Source organism: Aphanothece stagnina RSMan2012 (assembly GCF_046764815.1).
GTDB lineage: Bacteria > Cyanobacteriota > Cyanobacteriia > PCC-6307 > Cyanobiaceae > NIES-981.
Genome location: NZ_JBKOUC010000014.1, coordinates 46955 through 72861 on the forward strand (window position 1 = coordinate 46955; position 25907 = coordinate 72861).

The following is a 25907-nucleotide window of genomic DNA, read 5'->3' on the forward strand; positions in this document are numbered from 1 at the left end:
CATCGAGCCAGTGTGGGGGATCAGCTGCTGCGGGCCACAGCTGCCGGGGGCGGCATCCGCATGGTGGCGGTGACCACCACCGAGACCAGCCGCACCGCTGCCCAGCGGCACCAGCTCTCCTTTCTCACCACCGCCCTGCTCGGCCGGGCGATGAGTGCCGGGCTGCTTCTGGCGAGCTCGATGAAGATCGCCCATGGCCGGGTCAATCTCCGCATCGCCTCCGACAGCCCCCTCAAGGGTCTGATGGTGGATGCCGGGCGGGACGGCACCGTGCGGGGACACGTCGGCAACCCAGGACTGGAACTCGATCTGGTCGAGGAGCCGGATGGAAGCCGCCATTTCGACTTCGGCACCGCCACCGGCACCGGCTACCTGCATGTGGTGCGCGACTGGGGGGAAGGGGAGCCGTTCAGCTCCACCGTGGAACTGGTGAGCGGCGGCATCGGCGATGACATCGCCTCCTACCTGGCCCACTCCGAACAGACCCCCTCGGCGGTGTTCGTCGGGGAACGGATCGACAGCAGCGGTGTGCGCTGCAGCGGCGGCGTGCTGGTGCAGGTGCTGCCCAAGGCCGCGCGCGAGCCCGCGCTGGTGGCCCTGCTGGAGGAGCGCTGCCGCGAGATCTCGGGCTTCAGCAGCCGGCTGGAGGCCTGCCAGGGCAACCTGCTCACCCTGCTCGAGGACATCTTCCCGGACCTCGATCCCCAACCTCTCGGCAGCGACACGCCGCTGCAACCGGTCCGCTTCCGCTGCCCCTGCAACCGGGACCGCAGCCTCGGAGCCCTGAAACTGCTCGGGCGCCAGGAGCTCCGCTCGATGCTCGAAGAGGACGGCCAGGCCGAACTCACCTGCCATTTCTGCAGTGCCGTGTACCGGGTGAATGCCGATGAACTGCAGGGGCTCATCGAGGAGCTCAGCCCCGCCGCCTGAAGCGCGGCACGGCAGCCGTGCTCAGGCGACCAGCAGGGAGACCAGGAACAGCAGCGCCAGGGCCGGCAGTCCCTGGATCTGCTGATCCGTCAACGGCAAGCCGGCAGGCAGCCCAGTGGCCCCGGCCACCAGCCCACCGAGAATCAGGCCCACCGTCAGGGCGGCGAAGCCCCAGCCCACCGCGGCGAGAAAGCGGCGGCGCCGGCGCTGCAGGCACACCACACAGAGCGCGGTGGTGAGGGCGAGAATCAGTTCGACGGATGCGTTGGGCAACAGCAGCAGCAGGCCCAGCAGCAGGCCGAAGCCCCCCAGTGTCAGGGCCAGGTCCTGTCCTTCGGCCAGGGCGAAATGGGGCATCCCGATCGCCGGAGCGGCCACCTTGGGCATGGGCAGCTGGGGCAGGGCGGGCAAGGCCAGCCGAGGTGGTGGTGGCGCGAGCTGCTCGCGGGCCGAAGCCGTACGGGCGGCGGTGCTGACCTTGCCGGCCTGGCGCTGCTTCAGGCGCTCCATGAGCAGGGCGTCATAGGCCGCCTCGACCCTGGAGCGGGCCAACGGATCGTCGCCGGCGTCGGCGAGGCGAGCCTGCTTGGCCGCCTGCACCTCCTCGAAGGACGCCTCAGGGGTGATGCCGAGGCGTTCGTAGGGGCCGGAAGGTTCGGCCCCCGGAGGTTGCTGGTCGGAGGGGTCGGACATCACCATCAGCAGCGGGATCAGCGGTGGGCACGTTCGCCTGCTCCGAGCGTATCGAGGCCTGACTAGAAGAGCGGCTCACTGCAACGGAAACCTCCCTCTTTCTGGAGGCGCATCTGGCAGCGCTCCGCCTCGTCAGGGTCGAGGCGATGGCGCCGTTTGAGCAGCGGCATCTGGGGGGGGAGATGGCTGCCTTCCCGCATTTCGACACTGGGAGCCAGCGCAGAGCCGGTGACCGAATCGACTTGAAAGCTCACGTAGTCGCATCCCCCGTCCGGGCGGGGACGCACCAGCCAGAGCGGCTTGGGCATCGCCGTGATGGTTCGTTACAGACCAGTCTGGCGCGGCCGCAGGGCGAGTGTGGACGCCCTGCGGCCACACTCGCCGATCAGTGGGCTGGGGCCGGTTCACCACCGCGGCCTCCGGCCTCCTCCGCCACGCCGATGCGGGCGAAGAGATCGGCGCTGGGAGGATTCAGGTTGATCACCTGCACGGCGCTTCCGCCTCGCTTGATGCGACGGATGACCTGGTCCAGCGCGGCGACGCCGCTCTGGTCCCAGATGTGGGCGTCACCCATGTCGATCGTGACCCGGGCGGGATGCTCATGCACGTCGAAACCCTGCCGGAAATAGATGCTGCTGACGAAGAACAGCTGTCCTCGCACGGTGTAGACGCGATGGTCGTCGGCCTCGCGATGGGCCGCCACCTCGATCACCTTGGCCACCTTCCGACTGAACAGGATGCCGGCCAGGGCCACACCCGACAGCAGGCCGATCGCCAGGTTGTGGGTGAGCACGGTGATCACCACGGTGACCACCATCACGGCGGTGTCGCTGCGGGGAATCCGGCGGATCTCCGTGATCGAGCGAAGGTTGGCCGTGTTGATGGCGATCATGATCATCACCCCCACCAGGGTGGCCATCGGGATCCGGTTCACCCACTCCTGGGCCAGGAGAATCATGGCCAGCAGACTCACACCGGATGTGAGGGTCGAGAGGCGGGTCCGCCCCCCGTAGCCCACGTTCATCACCGACTGCCCGACCAGGGCACAGCCCGGCATCCCACCGAACAGGGCGCTGACGATGTTGCCGATGCCCTGGCCCCTGGCCTCCACATCCTTCGGACTGGTCTGGTCGGTGAGATCGTCGAGGATGTCCTGGGTGAGGAAGGTCTCCATCAGCCCCACCAGGGAGATGGCCAGGGCGGTCGGCAGGATGATGCCCAGGGTGTTGAGATCCCAGGGCACCGCGGGGAGACCCAGGACCGGCAGACCGCTGGGCAGGCTTCCGAGGGAAGCGACCGTGGGCACATCGAGCCGGAACCCGATGGCGATCCCCGTGGTGATCAGGATGGCGATCAGGGCCGACGGGATTGCCCGGGTCCAGCGGGGCAGCAGATAGATCAGCAGGAGGGTGAGGGCCATCAGCAACCAGACGGCCGGCAGCTGGGAAGGCTGGACCACGACCTTCTCCGGATGGAACACGTCGAGCCCCAGCTGGGGCAGCTGGGCCAGCAGGATCAGGATGGCCAGAGCGTTCACGAAACCGGCCATCACCGGCTGGGGAACGAAGCGCATCTGGTGGGCCAGCCGCAGGTAGCCCCAGGCGATCTGGAGCAGACCGGTGAGCAGGCCGGCGGCCAGGAGGTACTGCAGCCCGAGGCCCTCGCCAAGGGCCTCCCCCTGGGACACCAGGCCGGTCATCAGCAGGGCCGTGGAGCCCGTGGCCGAGGTGATCAACGCCGTGCGACCGCCCACGACCGCCAGGGTCACCGCCAGGGCGAACGCCCCGAACAACCCCACCCGCGGATCCACGCCGGCAATTCCCGAGAAGGCGATGGCCTCCGGGATCATGGCGAAGGCGACGACCAGTCCGGAGAGAATGTCGCGGTGGGGCTGCTGCCACCACTCACGCAGCGAGACACGCAACGGGAACAGCATCGCGGGAGAAGACAAGCGCGGGAGGACAGCGTGGATGGCAGTCGGGCCATCCCGGGGCTCCACCGCGTTGAGCTGGCGGGTGTTGTCACCCGGGAGGGAGCCGGAGCCGGACCACACCCTTTCCACCTTCTCAGACCGGGTGAGCCCGTCCCGATGCCACCCCAGCCGGAGGGGAGCCTGGGGCGCAGCTACGCCGACCTGATCGAGCGGCTCCACTACGACCCGGAGTTCTTCCGTCCCAGGCCGATCGGTTCCCGACGCTGAGCGCCGCCGCCGCCGAGCCCTACGGGCTCAGGCCTTGAGCGGAGTCACGCCCCGGGGCGCCATTGGCCCCGGGGCCATCCACGGCACGCTGCAGCGCCTCGGAGCGGCTGAGGCTGGCGTTCTCCGGCGGCAGCTTGGCGAACAGGCCGAGCTTCTCGAGCCGCGCCCGGGTGGTGCCTGTGGCGCCGACGACGAACACCTGGCGGCCCTTCTCGATGGCTTCCTCGACGGCGTTCTCCACCGCCAGGGCGGCGGTGACACCGAGGTGGGACACCTCACTGAGATCAAACACCACCGCTTTGCAGTCGCCGATGGCGTTGTGCTCGCGGCCGATCGCCTTGGCCACCCCGAAGATCATGGCGCCGGTGAGCTGGAAGAGCAGCACCTGGCCCTGGCCCTGATCGAGCAGGCGCTTCTCCTCGGGTTCGAGCAGCAGGTCGCCATCGCCGGTGGAGACCGACTTGACGGCCCTGCTCTGCAGGGCGCTCATCTTGTCGATGGTGAGGATGTTGGCGATGAACACGCCGATGCCCACCGCGGCGATCAGGTCGACCAGCACGGTGAGGGCGATCACCAGGTACATGATCAGCGCGCCGGTGATCGAGATGCGGTGGGCGCGCTTGAGGAAGCTCCAGTCGACGATGTCGAAGCCGACCTTGAGGGCGATGCCGGCGAGGACGGCCTGGGGGATCTGGGCGGCGAGGCGACCGCCCACCAGGATCACCAGCATGAGGATGAGGGCGCGGCTGAGGCCGGAGAGGGCGCTGCGGCCGCCGGCCTGGATGTTGACCACGGTGCCCATGGTGGCGCCGGCGCCGGCGATGCCCCCGAAGAGGCCGGAGACGAGGTTGCCGAGGCCCTGACCGATCAGTTCCTTGTTGGAGTCGTGCTCGGTGCGGGTGATGCTGTCGGCGATCACGGCGGTGAGCAGGGCATCGATGCAGCCGAGCATGCCCAGCACGGCGCCGTTCACCAGCATCAGCTGGAGCTGGGGCAGCGCGAAGTGGGGCGTCACCAGATGGGGGAAGCCTGAGGCGATCGCGCCGATGCGGCGGATGCCCTCCACCTCGGCGGAGGCATCGGCGCCGCGCAGCAGGGTGAGCGAGAGGATCGTGCCGGCGATCAGGGCGATCAGCTGGGGCGGGGCAACCTTCTTGATGCGGGCCGGCGTGAACCAGAGGATGGCCAGGGTCACCAGGGCCAGGGTCACTTCCGCCGGTCGGGTGGCGGCGATCAGGCCCGGCAGGTTGGTGAGGGTGCCGAGCACGCCGCCCCTGGGGATGGCCTGGCCGAGGAACGGTCCGAGCTGCAGCACCATCAGGATGATGCCGATGCCGCTCATGAAGCCCGAGATCACCGTGTAGGGCATCTGGGTGATGTAGCGGCCGAGGCGCAGCACCCCGAACAGGATCTGGAAGACCCCGGCCAGCATCACCACGGTGAAGGCCATGGCCAGGCCGGTCTCCCGGTCGGGGGCCTGGCCGATCAGGCTGGCGATGACGGCGGTCATCACCACGGTCATCGGGCCGGTGGGCTCGGAGATGAGGGTGGGGGTGCCGCCGAACAGGGCCGCGAACAGGCCCACCAGCACGGCGCCCCAGAGGCCGGCGGCGGCACCGGCGCCGGAGGCGACCCCGAAGGCCAGGGCCATCGGCAGGGCGATCACCGCCGCGGTGACGCCACCGAACAGGTCGCCCCTGATGTTGCTGCTGCTGAAGTGGTTCAGCAGGCGGAAGGCGGGTCGCCCGGGTGGCGCCGTCACTGTGGCCATGGCGCGCTCAGCCGCGGGTCTGGGCGAACCTTAGGAACGAGGGGATCGCTGGGAAGCTGACGGCAGCATCTTTAGGCTGGGCGGCAGGAACGGCGCTCTTTCATGGCGATCTACGCCGACAACAGCCTCAGCATCGGCCGCACTCCCCTGGTGCAGCTCAACCGGGTCACCCGGGGCTGCCACGCCAGGGTGCTCGCCAAGATCGAAGGCCGCAATCCGGCGTATTCGGTGAAATGCCGCATCGGGGCGGCGATGATCTGGCAGGCCGAGCAGGACGGACTGCTCGGACCCGGCAAGGAACTGATCGAGCCCACCAGCGGCAACACCGGCATTGCCCTGGCCTTCGTGGCGGCCTCCCGCGGGATCCCGCTCACGCTGACCATGCCGGAGACCATGAGCCTGGAGCGCCGCAAACTGCTGACGGCCTACGGCGCCCGCTTGCTCCTCACCGAAGGCCGCCTCGGGATGCCCGGGGCGATCAGTGCCGCCAAGGAGCTGGCCGCGTCCGCACCCGACCGTTACGTCCTGCTGCAGCAGTTCGCCAACCCGGCCAACCCCCGCATCCACCACGACACCACGGGGCCCGAGATCTGGGATGACTCCGAAGGCAGCATCGATGTGCTGGTGGCCGGTGTGGGCACCGGGGGCACCATCAGCGGCGTGAGCAGCTACATCAAGCAGACCCTGGGCCGACCGCTCGAATCGGTGGCGGTCGAGCCGGCCACCAGTCCGGTGATCTCCCAGAGCCGAGCCGGCGAGGATCTCAGGCCCGGCCCCCACAAGATTCAGGGCATCGGTGCCGGCTTCGTGCCGGCCAACCTCGACCTCGATCTGGTCGACCGGGTCGAGACCGTCACCGACGAGGAGGCCATGACCATGGCCCGACGGCTGATGCGGGAGGAGGGCATCCTGGCCGGGATCTCCTGCGGTGCCGCCACCTGTGCGGCGCTGCGCCTGGCCTCGGATCCGGCCTACGCCGGCAAGACGATCGTGGTGGTGTTGCCGGACTCCGGCGAGCGCTATCTGAGTTCGGCCCTGTTCGAAGGCGTGTTCAACGAGAGCGGACTCGCTGTGGTCTGAAACCGGCGGGCCCAGAGCTGGAGGGGACAGTGCGTCGACCGCCCAACCGGGGTGTGGCATCAAGATTGGCGCACCTCGCCCGATCCAGGCCACCCCACGCCATGGCCCGAACCAACTGCATCTGGGTCGTTGACGACGATCCGGAACTCAGGCAGATGCTCCACCGCTACCTGGGCGAACAGGGCTACGAGGTCCGCTGCCTGGCGGATGGTCAGCAACTGAAGGCCCGTCTGGAAAACCAGCGCCCCGATCTGGTGGTGCTGGACCTGATGCTGCCCGGCGACGATGGGCTCAGCCTGCTGCGCCGGCTCCGCGATGCCGGGGATGACCTGCCCGTGCTGATGCTCACCGGTCGGGGGGATGGGGTGGACCGGATCATCGGCCTCGAGCAGGGCGCCGACGACTACCTGGCCAAACCGTTCCTGCCCCGCGAACTGACCGCCCGCATCGAGGCCGTGCTGCGCCGCCGGGGTCAGGGCCCCGCCGGAACACCGGTGGCCGACGCCACCCCGATCAGCTTCGGCCCCTGGTGCCTGGAGCCCAGCAGCCGCAACCTGCTGCGCAGCGGCGAGCCGATCAGCATCACCAGCGGTGAATTCAGTCTGCTGCTGGCCTTTGCCCAGCACCCCCACCGCCCCCTCTCCCGCGAACGGCTGATCGAACTCTCCCGTGGACCGACCAGCGAAACCGATGCCCGCAGCATGGATGTGCAGGTCTCGCGGCTGCGGCGCCTGATCGAGGAGGATCCCTCCCGCCCCCGCCACATCCAGACCGTGTGGGGCTACGGCTATGTCTTCGTCCCCGATGGCCGGCCCCGCGCCTAGCCACCGCTGGTTGAGGCTGCTGGGCTACGGACTCGGGGGCCTGGTGCTGTGGCTGCTCAGCCTGATCGTGGTCCAGGCCCTGCTGAGTCGACGGATCGCGCGGTCCCAGATGGTTCAGCTCGGCTCGGAGGTGGCCTTCAGCCTGCGGCTGGGTGAACTGGCCCTGGAGCGCTACCCGATGGATGCGGTCGCTGAGCTCGGCGGGCTGGAACTCGCCGAGAGTCCCCCACCGTCGAGCCGACGCGGCAGGGCCGAGGCCCTGGCCCTTCGCGCCGAACTCTGCCGCCAGCTGGGCTACTGCCGCGATGTGGTGGCCGCCGGGGGAGGGCTGTGGGTCGAGATGGTCTCACCGCTCGAGCCGATCTGGCTCTTCGTGGCTCCTCCCACACCGCGCCGCTGGCCACCCGACACCCTGTCGCTGGTGCTCTCCCTGGTGGCGACCGGCCTGGGACTGACGACGCTGGTGCTCAGCCTGGAAGTCCAGCGCCCCCTACAGCTGCTGGAGATCTCGCTTCAGCAGCTGGGGACAGGTCGCAATCCCCGGCCGGTGCCGGAGCGCGGCACCCGCGCCGTCCGGCAGATCACGGCACGCTTCAACGCCCTGCTGCGGCGGCTGGACGAGGCCCGCCGCGAGCGGGAGACGATGCTGGCCGGCATCGGCCATGACCTCAACCGGCCGATCACCCGCCTGCGGCTGCGGCTCCATCTGGCGGAGGATCAGCCCATGCGTCCCGAGGAGGCCGCCAAGGCCCAGGGGGATCTCGATGCCCTGGAGCGCATCACCCAGCAGTTCATGTCCTTCGCGCGCGGGGAAAGCCACGAAGCCCCCGTTCAGGTATCCCTCGATGCCCTCTTGGCGGAACTGGCGGGCCAGAGCGCGGTGACGCCGCTGAAGCTCGACCTCGTCTCCCTTGACGCCTGGGTCAGGCCGGTGAGCCTGGGCAGGGCGATCGGCAACCTGCTGGACAATGCCGCCAGCCATGGCCGTGCGCCCTTCCGGCTCGGCCTGCGCCCCTGGGGAAGCGACGGATTCGAGATCACGGTGGCCGACGGGGGCGATGGCATCCCCGAGCACCTCTGGGAGCAGGCCCTGCAGCCGTTTCGCCGGCTGGATGAGGCCCGGGGCGGTGACGGCCACTGTGGCCTGGGTCTGGCCATCGCCCAGCGGGCGGCCCTGGCCCACAACGGCGAACTGATCCATGCACACCCGGAGGGTGGAGGCTTCGTCCTGGGCCTGCGGGGTCGGTCCCTGTCAGATCTGGTCACACTTTCGCGCGATCCAGACAGATCCGCGTCAGATCCAGCCACCAGGATGAAGGGCGTTGAGTCCTCCTGAGTCCATGTCTCCCCTTTCAACCGCCCGGATGCCCCTTCCCCGCCTGCTGGCCGCCTGCGGCTGCGCCAGCGCCCTCAGCCTCAGCATGGCCCTCGGGGCCCTCTCACCCGCCGCCGCCCAGGACTCGGCACCACCGGAGCGGCTGACCCCGGCCCAGAAGGAGAAGGTCTTTCCCGAGCGCAAGGCCCTGCTCCTCAAGCAGCAGCAGCAACGCCTGACCATCCAGCAGAAGGGCCAGCGCTGCACGCAGGCGGCCAAGGACCAGCAGGCCCTTCGCGCCTGCATGAAGGAAGAACGCATGGCCACCCGGCAGCTGCGCAGCCAGTACCGCGAGGAGATGCGCAAGATCTACGAGCGCAATGGCATCAAGGCGCCGGTGGGTGGCCCTGGCAAAGGGAAAAAGGGCTCCAAGGGCGGGGCTGACGCCTGATCCGGCGAGCCGTTCGGGGTCCCTTCATCGGAAGCGGACCCCCGCTGGAGCTGTAACGCGTCTTTGCGCCGACCTGGCGACCGTGGGAGGTCTGCCTACGGTGACCGTACCGCGAGAGGAGACGGCGTCATGCATACCCATGACATGGAGAACCACGACAACCTCTACGCCGACGAAGTCGCCGCCGTGCCGGGGGAGACCCTGGCGGACGCCCAATCCCACGCCCTCTGGGCCACGGCTCTGATCGCGACCATGGTGGTGGGCCTGGGCATCTCCCTGGCAGTCTTCTGATCGCCGAGCTCTTCTGATCGGAGAGCTCATCTGATCGAGGCGCTCTTCTGATCCCGCGGTGGCCGGCGCCGAGCCCCCGCGGGAGGATGGCGGCCGGCCCTGAGCTCCAGCTGAGCAGCCCCGATGCCCCTCCCCCACCAGCCGGCACTCTCCCGTCGCCGGATGCTTCAGCTGAGTGCCCTGGGGGCTGGGGTGCTGCTCAGCCGTGCCTGGCAGGGAGAAGCCCACGCCGCAGGGCAGTCCACTGGGGCGCTGCGGATCGCCTTGATCAGCGACCTCAACAGCAGCTACGGATCGACGCACTACGTGCCCCAGGTGGCACGCGGGGTGGAGCTGCTGCTCTCCCTGCGGCCCGATCTGGTGCTGTGCGCCGGCGACATGGTCGCCGGGCAGAAAGCGGGGCTCAGCCAGGCCCAGCTCGATGCCATGTGGGCCAGTTTCGCCGACCGGGTCCTGGCCCCCCTGCGCAGCGCCGGCATCCCCTTTGCTCCGGCCATGGGCAACCACGATGCGTCGAGCAGCCGCCGCAACGGGGCCTTCGCCTTCGCCCTGGACCGTCAGCGGGCCCAGGCGTTCTGGCGGCCCCGCGCCGCAAGTCTCGGCCTGAACGTCGTGGAGGGCGCGGCCTTCCCGTTCCGCTACAGCCTGCTGGAGGGCGGCGTCTTCACCCTCGTGCTGGATGCCTCCTCAGCGACGCTTGACGCCGAGCAGCTGGCCTGGGCGGAGCAGCAGCTGGGCACTCCGGCGGCCCGCTCAGCCCGACTGGGGCTGGTGGTGGGTCACCTCCCCCTCTACGCCGTGAGCCAGGGCCGCGATCGGCCCGGGGAGGTGCTCGATCAACCCGAGCGCCTGCGGCAGTTGCTGGAACGTCATGGGGTGAGTGCCTACATCAGCGGGCACCATCACGCCTACTTCCCCAGCCGGGTCGGCCGCCTGAATCTGCTCAGCCTCGGGGCCATGGGCAGTGGTCCCCGACGTCTGCTGCAGAACCCGCCAGCCCCGAGCCAGAGCCTCACCCTGCTCGAGCTCCCCGCCGCCGGCTCCAGCGCAACCACCGCCGACGCAACCACCGCCCGCGAAACCACCTACGACCTGAACACCCTCAGGCCGATCCCGCCCAACGCCCTGCCCCAGGCCCTCCAGCCCAGCCGCGGCCCACGCCTGCCCCGCCGTGAACCGGGCCTGCCGCTCAGCTGAGCGCCATCCCATCCAGCAGGTTGTCGATCAGCCGGCGCCCTTGCCGCCGTGCCCGATCGCCCCAGCGGCCGGCCTCCTCGCGCAGGCGAACCGCACCAGCGGGTCCCAGCGCCTCCTCCACATAGGCCCCATCCTCCTGGAGCCAGCGCTCCAGATCGTCGGGCAGCAGCTCCACATGGAACTGCAGGCCGAGGGCACGGCTCCCCAGACGAAACATCTGCTCGCGGCACAACAGGCTGGAGGCCAGCAGGGTCGCCCCCTCGGGCAGAAGGATGCGATCGCCATGCCAGTGGAGCACCAGCTCGCTCGGGTCGAGTCCGACCAGCAGCGGCTCCTGCTCGGGGGTGCGGCTGAAGCTCACGGCGCCCCACCCCACTTCCCGCACCGGTGTGGCGGCGGTGCCGATCGCGAGGGGCTCCACCGCACCCCCCGCGGCATGGGCCAGCAGCTGGGCCCCCAGGCAGATCCCCACCACGGGCCGCTGCTGCCGCAGCACCCGCTCCAGCAGGGCCACCTCCGCCGCGAGCCAGGGGAGGGCCGGATCACCGATCTGCGCGACCCCCATCGGTCCCCCCAGCACGAGCAGGAGATCCCCGGGCCCTGGCTCCGGCAGCGGCTCGCCCCGATCGGGCCGGAACACCTGCAGCTCCCAGCCCCGTGCCGCGGCGGCCTGGGCGAAGAGCCCGGGGCCCTCCCGCTCGAGGTGCTGGACAACGAGCAGTCGGGGCATCGGCTGGGGCCCGGCAGGTCCCCATCCTCGGCGATGGCGCCCGGCCCTGCGGCACCGGGCGTTGGGGTTGTGCCTTTGGTTGCCCGGCCACGTCTCCTGCGACAACCCTGCCGCCGGGTCCAGCCGCCAGGCTGATCGCAGCCCCGGAATCGCCCATGCTTCGACTTCAAGGCAACCGCCTCAGCCTGCTGGCAGCCCTCACCGCCCACTGGGCGGACCAGCAGCTCCAACTGCCCCAGCCATGGCGTCCGTCCCCCCGGGAAATTCGCCGGAGCCTGCCGGGCCGCCCCAGCACCCGAGGCTGAAGGTGCCATCAGAACCGGCGCCCCATGGGTCCATAGCCTTGGAGCGGCCCAGCTGCAGCGGAGCTGCCCTGCCTTGAACAACCTCACCCAAGCCATCAACGCGCACCTGGAATCGGAGTTCCAGGCCAGCCACAGCTACCTCGCGATGTCGATCTGGCTGCGGGAGAAGGACCTGGCCGGCTTCTCGAGCTACATGCTGGAGAAAAGCAACGAGGAGCGGACCCATGCGGCCCGGATGATCGCCTACCTCGTGGATTGTGACGAGGAAGTGGTCCTGCCCACGATCCAGGCTCCCGAAAGGCACTGGGAGTCGGTGCAGCACCTCTTCGATCGGGTCTACGACATGGAGAAGGAGGTCACCGCCTCGATCAACCGCCTCTACAGCCTGGCGGAGGCCTCATCCGACCGGAGCGCCTCCGCCATGCTCGATTGGTTCGTGGCCGAACAGATCAAGGAGGAGGCCGAGGCTCGTTTCGTGCGCAAACGGCTGCGCCTGGCCGGTGACAACGCCGCCGCCCTGCTGCTGCTCGACCAGCAGTTCCTGGAGGGCACGGCCCTGGCCCATGTGAAGGCCACCATGCTGGGCTTCAGCACCGACCAGCCCTGAGCTGACGGGCGCCGCCAGGGCGTCCCGTGCCGGTCCCGCCGGCAGCCGTGGCCCCACCGGGTCCCCCCCACGAGAATGGGGACAGCAGTCGGGCAATCGATGAGTTACCTGCGGGACATCATGGAGCGGCTGGGGGCCAGCCGGGATGGGGCCGCCAGCGGGACCTCCGCCCGCGATGCCGGCGAACCGCAGCTTCTCGAGGCAGCCCCCTACCGCCACCACCTGGATCACTGCAGCGAGCCGATGCTCCTCTACGAGTGGACCTGGCTCGAGCTCCACCTGGAGGATCTGCGCCTCTGCCGGGCCAATGACGAGATGCGGAAGGTGGCCGGCGGTTCCCGCCACCTCGAAGCCCTGATCGCCGCCGCGGAACGGAATCAGGAGCAACTCGCGGCGGTGTTCGCCGAGCGGGGCCTGACTCCCCGCCGCCTCCCCCACAGCGTCGCCGCCGGAGAACACGCCTGGGAACTCAGCAACGCGCAGCTGCGGGCCCAGTGGGGCCTGCCCGGCTCCACGCCCTAGGGCTCCAGCATGCTGCTATCGGCATCCGAGCCGATCTGGTCCCTCGGGCCGGACGCGGTGGTGGCGGGCCTCCTCTCCGCCCCCGAGGGACTCTCCGGCGCGGAGGCCGCACTGCGCCTGGAGCGCTTCGGCCCCAACCGGCTGCCGCCGCCGAAACGGCGCTCCCTGGCCCTGCGGCTGGCCGACCAGCTGCTGCACTTCATGGCCATCCTCCTGTGGGTGGCCGGGGCCCTGGCCTTCGCCGCGGGCACGCCCGAGCTGGGGCTGGCGATCTGGGCCGTGGTGCTGCTCAACGGCCTCTTCTCCTTCTGGCAGGAATTCCAGGCCGAGCGGACCCTCGAGGCCCTCACCCATGCCCTGCCGCTCCAGGTGCGGGTGTGGCGGGATGGCCACCTGGCCGAGATCAACGCCGCCGAGCTGGTGATCGGCGACCGGATCACCCTCGAGGAAGGGGACCAGGTCCCCGCGGATGCCCGGCTGGTGAGCGCCACCGAGCTGAGTGTCGACCTGGCGGTCCTCACCGGTGAGGCGGTGCCGGTGGCCCGCCATGCCGAGCCGATTCCCCCCGACGGCCCGGCCATGCCGATGCGCGAGCGGGCGAACCTGGTGCTGGCGGGCACCACCGTGGCCGCTGGACGGGGAGAGGCGTTCGTCTACGCCACGGCCAGTGACACCGAGTTCGGTCACGTGGCCAGTCTCACGGCCGCCACGGAGCGGGGGGCCAGCACCCTGGAGCGCCAGGTGGGACGGATCGTCCGCACCATCACCACCATCGCCCTGCTGATGGGGCTGGTCACCTTCGGCCTCAGCCTGCTGTTCGTGGGAATGGGCCCGTTGGAGAGCCTGGTCTTCGCCGTGGGGATCCTCGTCGCCAACGTGCCCGAAGGGCTCCTGCCGACGGTCACCCTGGCCCTGGCGATCAACGTGCAGCGCATGGCACGACGGCGGGCGCTGGTGCGGCGGCTCTCCGCCGTGGAGACCCTCGGTTCCGTCAGCGTGATCTGCAGCGACAAGACCGGCACCCTCACCTGCAACCGCATGGCCCTGCAGGCCACCTGGCTCCCCACAGAAGAGCCGGGGCTGGACCTCGAGCTGCTGGAGGCGGCCTGCCTCTGCTCCAATGCCTACCTGCTGCGCAGCGCGGATGGGCTGCGCAGCATCGGTGATCCCACTGAGACGGCGCTGGTCCAGGCCGCCCTCGAGCGCGGTCTCGCGCTGGAGACCCTTCAGGCGGAGCAGCCCCGCCGGCGCGAGCTGCCCTTCGACTCGCGCCGGCGCCGCATGAGCGTGGTGGTGCAGCACGGGGAGCAGTTGCTGCTGCTCACCAAGGGGGCTCCTTCGGAGCTGATCGGTCTCTGCCGGGCCGAGCTCACGGGCCGTGGCGCCGTGCCGCTGGACGACGAGGGGCGCCGCCGGGCAGCGGCGGCCAACGACGCCCTGGCGCGCCAGGGCTACCGCGTCCTCGCCGTGGCCCGTCGGCCGGGCTCGGGGAGCTTGCTCACCGCCCCGGCGGAGGAGCTCGAGCAGAACCTGACACTGGTGGGCCTGGTGGCCCTCTACGACCCGCCGCGCCCCGAGGTTCCCGAGGCCATCCGCCTCTGCCACCAGGCGGGCATCAAGGTGACCATGGTCACCGGCGACTACGGCCTCACCGCCCAGGCCATCGCCCACCAGATCGGCCTGCTGGATCCCCCCATCGGTGCGGCCCATCCGGTCCACGCCGACCCGGTGCGGGTGATTCAGGGTGACCATCTGGATCAGATCAGCGATGTGCAGCTGCGCCAGCTGCTCCGTCACCGCAGCAGGCTGGTGTTCGCACGGATGGCGCCGGAGCAGAAACTGCGGCTGGTGCGGAGCTACCGGAGCCTCGGGGAGGTGGTGGCCGTCACGGGGGACGGCGTGAACGACGCCCCGGCGCTGCGGGCCGCGGACGTGGGGGTGGCGATGGGACTGGTGGGCACCGATGTGGCCCGGGAGGCGGCCGACATCGTGCTGACGGATGACAACTTCGCGACCATCGTGACGGCGGTGCGCTACGGCCGCTCGGTGGTGGCCAACATCGCCAAATTCCTGACCTACATCCTGGCCTCGAACGTGCCGGAGATCCTGCCGTTCCTGGCCATGGTGGTGCTGCGCATCCCCGCCGCCCTCACCGTGCTGCAGATCCTGGCGGTGGACCTGGGCACCGACCTGCTGCCGGCCCTGGGTCTGGGGGCGGAGCCGCCCGAAGCCGGTCTGATGCGCCAGCCTCCGCGCCCCAGGGATCGGCACCTGCTGGATCGCCATCTGCTGGTGCGGGCCTATCTGTTTCTGGGGCTGATCGAGGGCGCCCTTTCTCTGAGCGCCTACCTGCTGGCCTGGCAGGCCCAGGGCGTCGACGCGCTCACACTGCGGCACCTCGCCCCATCGCTGCTGGACGGCAGCGCCGGGGCGGACGTGCTGGACCTGCAGCACCAGGCCTCCGCCGCCGCCTTCACGACGATCGTGCTGGGACAGCTGGGGGTGCTGCTGGCCTGCAGGAGCGAGCGCCAGCCCGCCCTCAGCCAGCTGGGGCTGGCGACCTGGCGGGCCAACCCCCTGCTGCTGCTGGGGATCGGCGCCGAGACCCTGCTCACCCTGGCCCTGATCACCGTGCCCCCCCTGGCCGCCCTCTTCTCCATGGCGCCCTTTCCAGCGGCCTGGCTCGGCTGGATGGGGCTCACACCGCTGGTGATCGTGCTGGCCGACGACGCCCGCAAACGCTGGTGGCACGCCCCCTGAAGGGGACCAGCACACCGGGACCAGCCCGGTCAGGGTCCAGCCGGCTCCGGCCCTGGAATCCGCAGATCCGGGCGGCGGATCATCCGGGCATGGTGACGAACTCCTCGGCCACCGAGGGATGCAGGGCCATGGTGCGATCGAAATCGGCCTTGGTGGCCCCCATCCCGATCGCAATCGCCGCCATCTGGATGATTTCTGCGGCATGTTCACCCACCATGCTGCAGCCCACCACCCTGCCGGAAGCGTTCTCCACAATCAGCTTCAACAGCACCCGGGGACCGCGGGCCGGCAGGGCCTGACTCATCGGCCGGAAACGGGCCCGGTGCACGGTGAGGCCCTCCACACCATGGCGCTCGGTGGCCTCCTCCTCGGTGAGCCCCACCGACGCCAGCTCGGGCTGGGAGAAGACCGCACAGGCCACCAGGTTGTGGTCCACACGCCTGGGCTTGGCGCCGAAGACGCTGTCGGCGAAGGCCCTCCCCTCATCCACGGCCACCGGCGTGAGGTTGATCCGGTCGGTGACATCGCCGACGGCATAGATGCCGGGCACGTTGGTGCGCTGCTCGGGATCCACCGGGATGCGATGCCCCTCCACGGCCACGCCGGCCCCCTCCAGGTTGAGGCCCTGCAGGAACGGGCGGCGGCCGGTGGCCAGCAACACCCCGCCACAGGGAAACTGCTCGCCGCTCTGGCTGGTGACGGTGAGATCGCCGGGAGCACACTCCCCGGTGATGGCCGCCGGGGAGTGGGCGAACCGCAGCACGATGCCGGCCGCCTCCATGGCCTCCTGCACGGCAAGGCTGGCCTCCCGGTCAAAACCGCGGAGCAGGTGATCACCCCGCACCAGCTGGGTCACCTGCACCCCAAGACCGTTGAGGATCCCGGCGAATTCGCAGGCGATGAACCCGGCCCCCACCACCACCATGGAATCCGGCAGGGATTCGAGCTCGAACAGCTCATCGCTCACCCAGCCCAGGTCGGCACCGGGAATGTGGGGGCGGTGGGGGCGGCCGCCCACGGCGATCAGGATCCGTTGCGCCTGCAACTCCCGCACCGAGCCATCGGCGGCCGTGACCTCGACGCAGTCGGAACTCCTGAACCGGCCCCAGCCGCGCACCAGCTCAACGCCGGCCTTCTCCAGAAAACCGATGTGCAACTGGTTGAGCCGATCCACCTCCGCCCGCACGTTCGCCAGCAGGGTGGCCGGGTCCGAACGCACCGCACCGAGATGCCAGCCGTAGCTCGGGGCATCGGCGAGCAGCTGGCGGTACTGGGAGCCGTACACCAGCAGCTTCTTGGGCACGCAGCCGCGGATCACGCAGGTGCCGCCCACCCGATCACCCTCCACGATCGCCACCCTGGCCCCGTAGGAAGCGGCCCGCTTGGCGGCGGCCAGACCACCCGAACCGGCCCCCAGCACGATCAGATCAAAGGACTCGCTCATGCAACCTCTCGCGGCGCTCAGGCAGGGGGGAACGGGGCCCCATCCAAGCGGGCTCCCTCCAGCATGGCGCCACCGAGCTGCACATCCCGCAGATCACAACCCCGCAGGTCGGCCTCCCGCAGGTCCGCTCCCGTGAAATTGGCGCCATAGAGGCAGCTCGTGCGCAGATCGGCCCCATGGAGCTGGGCCCCCTGCAACAGCGCGAAGCTCAGGTCCGCACCGTGGAAGTCACTGCCGCCGAGATCGGTGAGCTGGTCGAGACCGCTGCGGAAATCAGCCTCCACCAGCCGGGCCTGCCGCCACAGACTTCCCGCCGCCACCACCCCGCGCAGGCAGGCCCGGTGCAGCAGGGCGCCGGAGAAATCAGCCCCCTGCAGCCTGGAACCCGAGAGATCGGCCTCGTGCCAGTGGGAGCCTCGGGCCTGCAGCGCCGAGAGGTCAGCCCCCCAGATCAGCGCCTGCTGGAAGCAGCAGCCCTCGACATTGGCCCCGCGCAGGATGGCGCGGCCGAAGCGCGCCTCCTTGAAACAGCCGCCATGGAGATCGCAGGCGGCCAGATCGAGATCGACGCCGTCGAGATCCCCGAGCCGCAAGCCCGGGAAACGGCGTTCACCTTCGGCCAGGGCCGTACGCAGTTCCTGCAGGTTGGCGGGCAGGCGGGACACGCTCACAGAATGGCCGCCAGGGCATCGAGCTGCTGACGGCGCGAGCTGAGCAGCAGCTTCTCGGCCTGGGCCAGCAGCTTGAAGACGCTCCGGTCGAGCACCTCGTAGAAGACGAGGCTTCCCTCGGGCCTGCGCTTGACCACCCCGGCGATGGTGAGGAGCTTGAGGTGCTTGGAGACCAGAGCCTGGCTGAGGCCGGTGCGCTCGACCACGGCGGTGACATTCAACGGCCCCTGCCGCAGGGCTTCCAGCACGGCCAGCCGGTTGGGCTCGGAGAACACCTTGAAGTACTCGGCGAGGGCTTCCATGACAGGGGAGGGGGCAGAGGAGGGGGCAGGGCAGGCAGCAGGCGAGGCTGCGGGGGCAGGGGCGGGTCAGCCCTGGCTCCGCCGTTCCACACTACAGGCCTTCCTTCTACTGGGCTGACGCGCTGACCTGGTAGCGGATTGAGACAGTTTCAAGTTTCTCCGATTCCATGGAATCACGCTGGTGTTATCTGTTGGGAGCCGGCCGCCCGGCCTTCGCAGGTCGCCCCGCAGTCCGACACCCCTTCATCGCCGTCCCCGCCCGAGCATGACGAGCACCGCCGCCGCGCCCCACCTCCGCGAAGACCTCCTCACGCCGCGGTTCTACACCACGGAAATCGACAAGGCCGCCAGAACCGACCTGGAGGACCAGAGACCCGCCTTCGAGGCCATGCTCAAGGAGATGCAGACGGATTACAACCGCGAGCATTTCGACCGCCGGGCGCCCCTCGAGCGCCTGCGCAGCCTGACAGCGGAGGAGAAGGAAGCCTATGAAAGCTATCTCGTGCGCTCCTGTGTCTCGGAATTCTCCGGTTTTCTGCTGTTCAAGGAACTCTCCCGGAGGCTCCACAAGGCCGGCCGGACGGACCTGGGTGAGCTGTTCCAGCTGATGGCACGGGACGAGGCCCGCCACGCCGGCTTTCTGAACCGTGCCCTGGTCGCCGAGGCGATCACGATCGATCTGCCGACCCTGAGCAGCAAGCGTCCGATCACCTGGTTCCCACTCAGCTGGGTTCTCTATTCGGTCTATCTGTCCGAGAAAATCGGCTACTGGCGCTACATCCTCATCGATCGCCACCTGAAGGCCAATCCGGATCACAACTTTGCACCCCTGTTCGACTTCTTCGAACCCTGGTGTCAGGACGAGAACCGGCACGGCGACATCTTCAACATGCTGATCCGTTGCTGGCCGGAACTGAAACGCGGCTTCCCCGGCAAGTTGCTGAGTCGCTTTTTCCTGTGGAGTGTCTTCCTGACCCACAGCCTCACCGTCTGCGAGCGGGGTGACTTCTACCGGATCCTCGGCATGGATCCCAACCAGTTCGACGCCGAGGTGATGCAGCAGACCAACCGCACGGCCCGAAGGGCCTTCCCCTGGGTGTTCGACCTGGAAGGGAGTGAGTTCCTCGGCCTGCGCGATCGGATCGTGGCCACGTTTCGCTCGCAGCGGCAGAGCCGGGGCCTGCGGAAGCTGGCACTGCGCTGGGAGCTGGCCGGGCTGCTGATCAGGCAGTTCGCCCAGCCGATGCTGCCCACCCCAGCCGCCATGGCCACACCATGCAAAACAGAATAACGGCATCGTTGTTCTGTTTTTAGCCAATTCGCCTGACCGCTCCCTCCATCCCCGCCCCTCCCTGCGGCGAGGTTTCACCCCCTGTGATCCCATGGCCACCCCCGTCAGCCCCCTTACAGCCACCACCTCCCGACCCACCACCTGCCAACCCAGCGCCACAGCCCCCTCGATCTCGGAGCACGCCGGTGTCGCTGACGCCCAGCATCGCCGGACCTTGGGTCGGCGGGTGCGCCAGCTGCACGCCCGCATCGGCCGGGCCCACCACCAGGCCGAAGGCATGCCCTTCTCCCGGGCGCTGCTGGCCGGCGCGGCCACACCGCTGCAACTGGCGGCCCTGATCCGCAACCTGGCCCCGGCCTATGCGCTGCTGGAAAGCCGGCTCCCCGCGGTGGCTGCGGCCCTCGGATCCTGCTGCTATCCGTGGCCCTGGCCGGCCCTGGAGCGCTCCGCAGCCCTGCGCCACGACCAGGCCATCCTGGCGAGCCTGCCGGCCACGCCCCCGTCGGCAGCGGCGGCGGTGTGGCTGGAGCAGCTGCGCGTCCTGGCGGACCAGGCGCCCCACCGGCTGATGGCCCATGCCTACGTCCGCTACGGCGGGGACCTCTCGGGAGGCCAGCAGCTGGCGGAACAGGCGCGGCAGATCCTGGAGCGCCACGACCTGCCGAACCTGAACTTCTGGGTGTTCGACCGGCCCACGGGCGAGCTCAAGTCCGCCCTGCACGAGGGATTCGAGCAGCTGCAGCTCTCCGACCAGGAGGAACAGGAGCTGCTGGAGGAGGCCGAGCTGGCCTTTGGCGCCACCCAGTCGCTGCTGGCCGAACTGGCGCTGATCCGCTGACGCTCCGCCCCCAGCCCCCCTCTCCAGCCCACCCCGTCTCCCCCTCCCCTGCCATGGCCGCCACCCTGCTCACCCCGCTGGAGCTGCTGCTCAAGTACGACAAGCCGGTGCCGCGCTACACCAGCTACCCCACCGCCGCGGCCTTCACCGACGCCGTGGGAGAGAGCCAGCTGCGCACCCAGCTGGGCCGGCCCAGCGAGGCCCCCCTGTCGCTCTACGTGCATGTGCCCTTCTGCCGCCATGCCTGCTGGTACTGCGGCTGCAACCGGGTCACCACCCAACGGGGCTCGAAGGTGGTTGCGCCCTATCTCGCCACCCTGGCCCGGGAACTGGAGCTGGTGACGGCGGCGATGCCCCGGCGACGCCGGCTGGCCCAGCTGCACTGGGGGGGCGGCACCCCCAACTACCTCAACGCCGAGGAACAGCGCCAGCTCTGGCAGCTGATCGAGCGCCACTTCGAGCTGGAGGACGACCTGGAGGCCTCGATCGAGGTGAACCCGGAGTTCCTCAGCCGGGACCAGGCCCTGCAGCTGCGCGAGCTGGGCTTCCGGCGCATCAGCTTCGGGATCCAGGACGCCAACCCGGAGGTGCAGAAGGCGGTGAACCGGGTGGTGGCGGTGGAGCAGCTGCGCCGCTCGATGCAGTGGCTGCGCGAGGCGGCCTTCGACAGCATCAATGTGGATCTGATCTGCGGGCTGCCCCTCCAGACTCCGGAGCGCTTCGGACTCACCCTGGAGCTCGTGCAGGAGCTGCGGCCCGACCGCATCTCTCTCTTCTCCTTCGCCTATCTGCCGGAGCAGCTGCCGCTGCAGCGCCGGATCGCCGCGGACGACCTGCCGAGCCAGCGCGAGCGCATCGCCATGCTGGAGAACGCCAACCGGCAGCTCAGCCACCACGGCTACGACGCCATCGGCATGGACCACTACGCCCTCAGGGGCGATGCCCTGGCCGTGGCGGCCCGCAACGGCAGCCTGCACCGCAATTTCCAGGGCTACACCACCGGCGGGGAGCTGGAGCTGCTGGGTGTCGGTCCCACGGCGATCAGCCAGTTCTCCCACCTCACCTGCCAGAACGAGCGCAGCCTCCGGGCCTGGAGCAGCGCCGTCGAAGCCGGCCGGCTGCCGGTGGAGCGGGGCGTGGCGGTGCGGGAGGCGGCGGTGCTCGAGCGACGGGAGCTGATCAAGGAGGTGATGTGCCACTTCCAGGTGGAGCTGGACCTGGCCCGCTTCGGCCTGGAATGGGCCGAGCTGCAGGTCCTGGCCGACGACGGGCTGGTGCAGCTCAGCCAGGCTGAGGGAGTCGGACGGGTGCGCGTGACCACGGAGGGGCGCTGGCTGATCCGCAGCATCGCCGCGGTGCTCGATCCCGAGCAGCGACGCCGGGCGAGCGGATCGCGCCTGGTGTGAAACGTCAGGCCGCTTCGCCAACGATGCTGACTGCGCATCCTTGAGGATGCAACGTGACGATCAGATCCCCCACCCTGAAAGGCCCGATACGGTTGATGGGTCCAGGGCTTTTCAGGTTCGTGGTTGACACCGTGATCCTCGAGGACCAGGTTCTGCTGGCCGAGCTTCTGCACCATGAGCTCGATCGGATCCCTGGTCTCACGGTGGTGGATGTCGCCCACAGCGTGGAGGACGGCAAGCGCCTCTGCCGTGCCCACAGGCCTGATCTGCTGTTGATGGATCTGCTCCTCCCCGACGGGCAGGGGGTGGAGGTGGCGGAATGCCTGCTGCAGGACAATCCAACTGCCCGGGTGGTCGTGCTCTCCGCCCAGAGCGATCGGCTGTCCTGCTCCCGCCGCCTGCACGAGGCGATCCTGGCCGTGGTGGACAAGGGCAGCGCCGTGGACACCCTCCACCTCACCCTCCAGCGGGAGGTCCAACGCCGGGTGGGAACCGTGAACCAGCACGACCCGCTCGCGGCACTCACCGCGCGGGAACGGCAGGTGCTCGCCCTGATCGGGCAGGGGTGCTCCAGCGAAGCGATCGCCCGCCGCCTGACCATCTCCACATTGACGGCCCGCACCCATCGGCGCAACATCATCGCCAAGCTGGGATTCAAGGGGCCTGAACTCGTGCTGCTGGCCTCAGGGAACCTGCCGCAGCAGGCCTGATCCCGATGCCGCACCCCGGCGAGCCTGGGCGAACGCTGGCACAGCCCGCCGGCCAGCCCCTGCGGGCCTGCCTGCAGATGAGCGCGCTCTACCTGCTGGGCGGAGCCCTCTCCTGGGCCGCGCTCCGAGGCACCGGCTGGGCCGACCCGCTCTGGCCGGCGGCCGGCATCGCCCTGGGGATGATGGTCCCCGATCGGCCAGGCCGCCGGGTGGGCCTGGCCATCGGCTCCTTCCTGCTGAGCCTTGCGGTTCTCACGCTCAGCGGCCTCACGCTGCCGGCCACCCTGCTGGGGGCGGCCGGGGTGAGCCTCGCCACCACCCTTCAGGCCCAACTGGGCGCCCAGCTGGTGCGGCGACGCCTCGGCCCGCGCCCATCCCTGCTGCGCAGCGGTGAGATCCTCGACTTCATCGCCCTGGCCGGACCGCTGGCCTGCCTGATCGGCGCCACGGTGGGGGTGCTCACGCTCCTGGCGGCGGGGGTGATCCCTGAGGCCGAGCTGGAACGGGCCTGGCTCACCTGGTGGGCAAGCGACGCGATCGGGGTGATCGTGTTCGCCCCACTCACCCTGATGGCCCTGCCATCCCAGCGCGACCTCTGGCGGGGGCGTCGCCGCATCGTGGCCCTGCCCTCCCTGCTCGTTCTGGCCGTCACCCTGGTGGCCCTGCTTCATGCCAGCTGGCTCGAACAGCGCGAACTGGCGTTGCGCCTGAAGCAGCGGGCGACGCTGGCCGAGGAAAGTCTGCGCCGCACCCTGCTGGCCCATGAGGAGGCTCTGTACGGCCTGCAGAGCCTCATCCAAGCCACCGGGGAGCCGTCGCCAGAGGAATTCAGCCGCTATACGACCAGCCACCTCAAGCGGCTCTCGGGCCTCCACGCCCTCTCCTGGAATCCGGAGGTGCCCGACCAGGGGCGGAGCTCGTTCGAAGCCCGTCAACGGCAGCTCCCTGGCCGCGGCGGCTTCCGAATCACCGAACGCCAGCGGGATGGCAGCTTCGTGGCGGCCGGCCGGCGCCCGACCCTGGTGCCGGTGGCGCTGATCGAGCCGCTGAACGCCAACCGCGCGGCCCTGGGGTTCGACATCGGCTCCGATCCTGTGCGTGCCGCGACGCTCCACGCCGCGCGTGCCGCGGGCAGCCCGAAGGCCACACCTCCGATCCAGCTGGTGCAGGAGCGTGGCGGCCAGAAGGGCGTGCTGCTGATCCTTCCCATCGAGGCTCCCCGCGGCTACGTGGTGGGGGTGTACCGGCTGGGGGATCTGCTCAAGGAGAGCTTCAGGGATCCGGCCTGGCGGCAGTTTCAACTGCGACTGCTGGAGAGCCGCCCGGGGCGTGAGCCCGGCGAACTGGCCCGTATTCCAGCCGCTGAAGCCATCGCGCCGTCAGCCCGGAGCGACGCCAACAGCCTCAGCAGGCCCCTCGAGGTGGGCGGACAGGCCTGGCGGCTGGAAGTGACTCCGACACCGTCCTGGGGGATGGATGGACTGGACAGCCGATCCGCCTGGATCCCCCTGGTGGGTCTGCTGATCAGTGCGCCGCTGGAAGGTTTCCTGCTGCTCACCACCGGCACGGAACGTCTCCGTCAGGCCCAACTGCAGCGCAAGCTGCGCACCAGCCTCACCGCGGCGGCCAAGGCCCACGAAATCAAGCAGCCGCTGGCGCGCCTGCTGCTCCAGGCTCGCGCCATCCAGGGATTGCCGAAGCGATCAGGTCTTGCAAGCCCACGGGACGATCAGCTCTCGGCCCTGGCCGAGGGCATCGTGCGGGATGCCCGTCAGGTGAGTGGTGCCCTCGACGGGATCCGCAACCTGCTTGGCAACGACGTGCCTCAGCTCAGGCCCCTCGACCTCCGCGAGGCCGTGGAGTCAGCGCTGCTGGTCCTCAAGGGAGATCTGGAGCTGCAGGCGATGACCCTGGAGACCCAGGGGCTGGAGCAGCCCCATCCCATCGAAGGCGACAGAAATCAGCTGCAGCTGATGGTGGTCAACCTGATGCGCAACGCCATCGCGGCGACCGGCCCCGGAGGCCTCCTCAGGCTCGCGCTGCGGGATAGCCCCTTGGGTGTGGAGCTCGACGTGGAAGATGACGGGCCTGGATTTCCCCAGAGCATGCGGGAGATCGAGGCCCTCGTGCTGAGCAGCGACAAGCCGGAGGGCATGGGCATCGGGCTGTTCCTGGTGAAGTGTGCCGTTGAGAACCATCAGGGCACGATTGAGCTGGGCCGATCCCCCCTGGGAGGGGCAAGGGTCGTGATCGGTTTTCCAGCAGTCCCGAGTTGGCGCCGCAGCCGTCAGCGCGCGGCATCCATGGCTCAGCGGCGCCGCTCCTCACGGCCCACCGGAAACGGCCGCGCGGCGAAATGATCCACCAGAACGTCGATCAACTGATGGGTGCCGGGCTCACCGGCATGCTCGGCCAGGTACACCAGAGTTTCCGTGTAGGGCAGACCAACCTGATGCTCAGTGACGACCTGCAGCCCCAGAGGCCTCAGCATTTCGGGGGTGAGAAAGGCTGCCCGGTAGCGCGGCCCCCTCTGAATGCTGCTGATCGCAGGAATCTCAAGATCCTGATCCCCGTTCTGCTGAAACCAGGCCGCAGATCGGCTTCGACAGGAGTGGGGCAGAAACGGGAACAGGTGCAGCTGAACCGCAGACGCCCCGCCACCGGCAGCATCCGCTGACCTGGCCTCGGCCGTCACCGCCGCGGTGGCCGGCCCCGCCCAGATCAGCAGATCGATCGAACTGCGGTAGATGGGGAACATCGCCAGCGCTGCTGCCTGCTCAGGGCTGATCTCCTCAAGCTGGGTGGGCGTCAGCAGACAGGCATCGATGATCCGCTCGGTGAGCAGGTCGAGGGGGTTCTCACAGGCATGGGTGCGATCGGGAGGATTGCAGATCCAGGGCCCCATCGGCAGACGCCACAGCTCCGAGGACGACCAGTAGGGGGCATGCAGTCGCAGGGGGCGGCGAGCGCGGAAGCGGAAACACTGGTGCACCCTGCGCTCGAGCTTCAGCATCTCGGAAGCTCCGCGGACCCGCCAGCCTCGCGGCGTGCGTGCCACATGGCCACCGAAGATGGAGAGCACCTTATGGGTGCGGCGGATGACCGTGCTCTGGTTGGTGTGGGTGATCGAGGCCGCACGATGGGAACTCGACATCCAGAGCAGACTGTCGAGGGCTTCCAGATCCTCCTGATCAACCATCTTGATCAACATCAACCATCTTGATCGCCCCGATGAGATGAATCGGCCCGAAGAGATGAATCGGCCGCCAGAACTGTCATGCCATAACCCGCCAAGAACAACCAAGGCTGTTGAGCTAGTTGATCAACAGGAAAGGAAGGCCAGGATTTCTATGGCATGTCAATGTATCGTGAAAACGAGGGATTGGGCGGTCAAGATGGCTGCCAACTTCATCAATCGTGACCTGTGTTCAACCGCAGGAGTGGCTTGCGGACCTGGCTCCTCTGCCATGGAACTCGGCCTACTTCATTGGTGGTAGTGATCGATCAGGAGGAGGCAGAGATACCTCATCGAAGGCATGCCTCCCATCGGCTGGGCCGTGACAGTGATG

The 25907-nt window shown here is 69.3% G+C and carries 25 protein-coding genes; 16 read left to right on the forward strand and 9 right to left on the reverse strand.

What is annotated here, in order from left to right:
• Positions 1-12: 12 nt before the first annotated feature.
• The gene (hslO, locus tag ACLNEE_RS10695) at positions 13-930 is read left to right on the forward strand and encodes an Hsp33 family molecular chaperone HslO (protein ID WP_411424074.1); all 918 of its coding nucleotides are present in this window, start codon (positions 13-15) and stop codon (positions 928-930) included.
• A gap of 21 nt (positions 931-951) precedes the next feature.
• Here the strand turns inward: hslO and ACLNEE_RS10700 are convergent, their stop codons facing one another.
• From ACLNEE_RS10700 to bicA, 4 genes are all read right to left on the reverse strand, one after another.
• The gene (locus ACLNEE_RS10700; RefSeq protein WP_411424066.1) at positions 952-1623 is read right to left on the reverse strand and encodes a CPP1-like family protein; all 672 of its coding nucleotides are present in this window, start codon (positions 1621-1623) and stop codon (positions 952-954) included.
• Between the two features lie 62 nt (positions 1624-1685).
• A complete protein-coding gene (locus ACLNEE_RS10705) occupies positions 1686-1931 on the reverse strand; it encodes a DUF1651 domain-containing protein (protein ID WP_411424065.1) in 246 nt (81 codons plus the stop codon).
• Between the two features lie 77 nt (positions 1932-2008).
• Positions 2009-3559, reverse strand: coding sequence for a SulP family inorganic anion transporter (locus ACLNEE_RS10710; RefSeq protein ID WP_411424073.1), 1551 nt, complete (start codon positions 3557-3559; stop codon positions 2009-2011).
• A gap of 283 nt (positions 3560-3842) precedes the next feature.
• A complete protein-coding gene (gene bicA / locus ACLNEE_RS10715) occupies positions 3843-5594 on the reverse strand; it encodes a bicarbonate transporter BicA (RefSeq protein WP_411424064.1) in 1752 nt (583 codons plus the stop codon).
• 102 nt (positions 5595-5696) lie between these two features.
• Here bicA and cysK point away from each other — a divergent pair, with 102 nt between their 5' ends.
• From cysK to ACLNEE_RS10745, 6 genes are all read left to right on the forward strand, one after another.
• On the forward strand, positions 5697-6674 hold the full coding sequence (gene cysK, locus ACLNEE_RS10720) for a cysteine synthase A (RefSeq protein WP_411424063.1): 978 nt from the start codon (positions 5697-5699) through the stop codon (positions 6672-6674).
• Positions 6675-6775: 101 nt separating this feature from the next.
• The gene (locus tag ACLNEE_RS10725; RefSeq protein WP_411424062.1) at positions 6776-7498 is read left to right on the forward strand and encodes a response regulator; all 723 of its coding nucleotides are present in this window, start codon (positions 6776-6778) and stop codon (positions 7496-7498) included.
• Entirely contained in the window at positions 7464-8834 is a 1371-nt protein-coding gene (locus ACLNEE_RS10730; protein ID WP_411424061.1) for an ATP-binding protein, read from the forward strand. The genes ACLNEE_RS10725 and ACLNEE_RS10730 overlap by 35 nt, the downstream gene beginning before the upstream one ends.
• Positions 8835-8838: 4 nt before the next feature.
• Positions 8839-9264 (forward strand): hypothetical protein, encoded by a 426-nt coding sequence (locus tag ACLNEE_RS10735; protein WP_411424060.1) that lies wholly within the window; start codon positions 8839-8841, stop codon positions 9262-9264.
• 129 nt (positions 9265-9393) lie between these two features.
• Complete coding sequence (locus tag ACLNEE_RS10740) at positions 9394-9555, forward strand: hypothetical protein (protein ID WP_411424059.1); 162 nt, start codon at positions 9394-9396, stop codon at positions 9553-9555.
• Positions 9556-9678: 123 nt separating this feature from the next.
• Positions 9679-10752, forward strand: coding sequence for a metallophosphoesterase family protein (locus tag ACLNEE_RS10745; RefSeq protein WP_411424058.1), 1074 nt, complete (start codon positions 9679-9681; stop codon positions 10750-10752).
• On the opposite strand, the gene ACLNEE_RS10750 is transcribed toward ACLNEE_RS10745, so the two are convergent.
• A complete protein-coding gene (locus ACLNEE_RS10750) occupies positions 10745-11482 on the reverse strand; it encodes a type 1 glutamine amidotransferase (protein WP_411424057.1) in 738 nt (245 codons plus the stop codon). The two genes, ACLNEE_RS10745 and ACLNEE_RS10750, sit on opposite strands and share 8 nt — an antisense overlap.
• 155 nt (positions 11483-11637) lie before the next feature.
• On the opposite strand from ACLNEE_RS10750, the gene ACLNEE_RS10755 reads away from it, so the two are divergent.
• The 4 genes from ACLNEE_RS10755 to ACLNEE_RS10770 all read left to right on the forward strand — a co-directional run bounded on the left by ACLNEE_RS10755 (position 11638) and on the right by ACLNEE_RS10770 (position 15676).
• Complete coding sequence (locus ACLNEE_RS10755; protein WP_411424056.1) at positions 11638-11787, forward strand: hypothetical protein; 150 nt, start codon at positions 11638-11640, stop codon at positions 11785-11787.
• A 73-nt stretch (positions 11788-11860) separates the two neighbouring features.
• Positions 11861-12394: a ferritin gene (locus tag ACLNEE_RS10760; RefSeq protein ID WP_411424055.1), complete on the forward strand. Its 534-nt coding sequence runs from the start codon at positions 11861-11863 to the stop codon at positions 12392-12394.
• A 99-nt stretch (positions 12395-12493) separates the two neighbouring features.
• Complete coding sequence (locus tag ACLNEE_RS10765) at positions 12494-12916, forward strand: hypothetical protein (protein ID WP_411424054.1); 423 nt, start codon at positions 12494-12496, stop codon at positions 12914-12916.
• Between the two features lie 9 nt (positions 12917-12925).
• Positions 12926-15676 (forward strand): cation-translocating P-type ATPase, encoded by a 2751-nt coding sequence (locus tag ACLNEE_RS10770; protein ID WP_412007081.1) that lies wholly within the window; start codon positions 12926-12928, stop codon positions 15674-15676.
• A 79-nt stretch (positions 15677-15755) separates the two neighbouring features.
• Here the strand turns inward: ACLNEE_RS10770 and gorA are convergent, their stop codons facing one another.
• From gorA to ACLNEE_RS10785, 3 genes are read right to left on the reverse strand one after another with little or no spacing between them, the layout of a single operon-like run.
• Entirely contained in the window at positions 15756-17120 is a 1365-nt protein-coding gene (gene gorA / locus ACLNEE_RS10775) for a glutathione-disulfide reductase (RefSeq protein ID WP_411424221.1), read from the reverse strand.
• 17 nt (positions 17121-17137) lie between these two features.
• Entirely contained in the window at positions 17138-17785 is a 648-nt protein-coding gene (locus tag ACLNEE_RS10780; RefSeq protein WP_412007082.1) for a pentapeptide repeat-containing protein, read from the reverse strand.
• 2 nt (positions 17786-17787) lie between these two features.
• On the reverse strand, positions 17788-18066 hold the full coding sequence (locus ACLNEE_RS10785) for an ArsR/SmtB family transcription factor (protein WP_412007096.1): 279 nt from the start codon (positions 18064-18066) through the stop codon (positions 17788-17790).
• Positions 18067-18358: 292 nt separating this feature from the next.
• Here ACLNEE_RS10785 and acsF point away from each other — a divergent pair, with 292 nt between their 5' ends.
• From acsF to ACLNEE_RS10810, 5 genes are all read left to right on the forward strand, one after another.
• Entirely contained in the window at positions 18359-19384 is a 1026-nt protein-coding gene (gene acsF, locus ACLNEE_RS10790; RefSeq protein WP_411424218.1) for a magnesium-protoporphyrin IX monomethyl ester (oxidative) cyclase, read from the forward strand.
• Positions 19385-19475: 91 nt separating this feature from the next.
• On the forward strand, positions 19476-20222 hold the full coding sequence (locus ACLNEE_RS10795) for a biliverdin-producing heme oxygenase (protein ID WP_411424217.1): 747 nt from the start codon (positions 19476-19478) through the stop codon (positions 20220-20222).
• Between the two features lie 53 nt (positions 20223-20275).
• Positions 20276-21628, forward strand: coding sequence for an oxygen-independent coproporphyrinogen III oxidase (hemN, locus tag ACLNEE_RS10800; RefSeq protein WP_411424216.1), 1353 nt, complete (start codon positions 20276-20278; stop codon positions 21626-21628).
• Positions 21629-21747: 119 nt separating this feature from the next.
• Positions 21748-22338: a LuxR family transcriptional regulator gene (locus tag ACLNEE_RS10805; RefSeq protein ID WP_411424215.1), complete on the forward strand. Its 591-nt coding sequence runs from the start codon at positions 21748-21750 to the stop codon at positions 22336-22338.
• Between the two features lie 5 nt (positions 22339-22343).
• Positions 22344-24698: a CHASE domain-containing protein gene (locus ACLNEE_RS10810; protein ID WP_411424214.1), complete on the forward strand. Its 2355-nt coding sequence runs from the start codon at positions 22344-22346 to the stop codon at positions 24696-24698.
• On the opposite strand, the gene ACLNEE_RS10815 is transcribed toward ACLNEE_RS10810, so the two are convergent.
• A complete protein-coding gene (locus tag ACLNEE_RS10815; RefSeq protein ID WP_412007083.1) occupies positions 24647-25537 on the reverse strand; it encodes a hypothetical protein in 891 nt (296 codons plus the stop codon). The genes ACLNEE_RS10810 and ACLNEE_RS10815 overlap by 52 nt on opposite strands.
• Positions 25538-25907: the final 370 nt, after the last annotated feature.

Bases quoted from the DNA above. Each gene is read 5' to 3' on its own strand.
- ACLNEE_RS10730 (WP_411424061.1), top strand. From the start codon at position 7,464: ATGTCTTCGTCCCCGATGGCCGGCCCCGCGCCTAGCCACCGCTGGTTG.
- ACLNEE_RS10725 (WP_411424062.1), top strand. From the start codon at position 6,776: ATGGCCCGAACCAACTGCATCTGGGTCGTTGACGACGATCCGGAACTC.
- ACLNEE_RS10810 (WP_411424214.1), top strand. From the start codon at position 22,344: ATGCCGCACCCCGGCGAGCCTGGGCGAACGCTGGCACAGCCCGCCGGC.
- gorA (WP_411424221.1), bottom strand. From the start codon at position 17,120: ATGAGCGAGTCCTTTGATCTGATCGTGCTGGGGGCCGGTTCGGGTGGT.
- acsF (WP_411424218.1), top strand. From the start codon at position 18,359: ATGACGAGCACCGCCGCCGCGCCCCACCTCCGCGAAGACCTCCTCACG.
- bicA (WP_411424064.1), bottom strand. From the start codon at position 5,594: ATGGCCACAGTGACGGCGCCACCCGGGCGACCCGCCTTCCGCCTGCTG.
- ACLNEE_RS10710 (WP_411424073.1), bottom strand. From the start codon at position 3,559: ATGCTGTTCCCGTTGCGTGTCTCGCTGCGTGAGTGGTGGCAGCAGCCC.
- ACLNEE_RS10750 (WP_411424057.1), bottom strand. From the start codon at position 11,482: ATGCCCCGACTGCTCGTTGTCCAGCACCTCGAGCGGGAGGGCCCCGGG.
- ACLNEE_RS10770 (WP_412007081.1), top strand. From the start codon at position 12,926: ATGCTGCTATCGGCATCCGAGCCGATCTGGTCCCTCGGGCCGGACGCG.
- ACLNEE_RS10740 (WP_411424059.1), top strand. From the start codon at position 9,394: ATGCATACCCATGACATGGAGAACCACGACAACCTCTACGCCGACGAA.
- ACLNEE_RS10735 (WP_411424060.1), top strand. From the start codon at position 8,839: ATGTCTCCCCTTTCAACCGCCCGGATGCCCCTTCCCCGCCTGCTGGCC.
- ACLNEE_RS10755 (WP_411424056.1), top strand. From the start codon at position 11,638: ATGCTTCGACTTCAAGGCAACCGCCTCAGCCTGCTGGCAGCCCTCACC.
- ACLNEE_RS10700 (WP_411424066.1), bottom strand. From the start codon at position 1,623: ATGTCCGACCCCTCCGACCAGCAACCTCCGGGGGCCGAACCTTCCGGC.
- ACLNEE_RS10815 (WP_412007083.1), bottom strand. From the start codon at position 25,537: ATGGTTGATCAGGAGGATCTGGAAGCCCTCGACAGTCTGCTCTGGATG.
- ACLNEE_RS10795 (WP_411424217.1), top strand. From the start codon at position 19,476: ATGGCCACCCCCGTCAGCCCCCTTACAGCCACCACCTCCCGACCCACC.
- ACLNEE_RS10705 (WP_411424065.1), bottom strand. From the start codon at position 1,931: ATGCCCAAGCCGCTCTGGCTGGTGCGTCCCCGCCCGGACGGGGGATGC.
- ACLNEE_RS10765 (WP_411424054.1), top strand. From the start codon at position 12,494: ATGAGTTACCTGCGGGACATCATGGAGCGGCTGGGGGCCAGCCGGGAT.
- cysK (WP_411424063.1), top strand. From the start codon at position 5,697: ATGGCGATCTACGCCGACAACAGCCTCAGCATCGGCCGCACTCCCCTG.
- hemN (WP_411424216.1), top strand. From the start codon at position 20,276: ATGGCCGCCACCCTGCTCACCCCGCTGGAGCTGCTGCTCAAGTACGAC.
- ACLNEE_RS10745 (WP_411424058.1), top strand. From the start codon at position 9,679: ATGCCCCTCCCCCACCAGCCGGCACTCTCCCGTCGCCGGATGCTTCAG.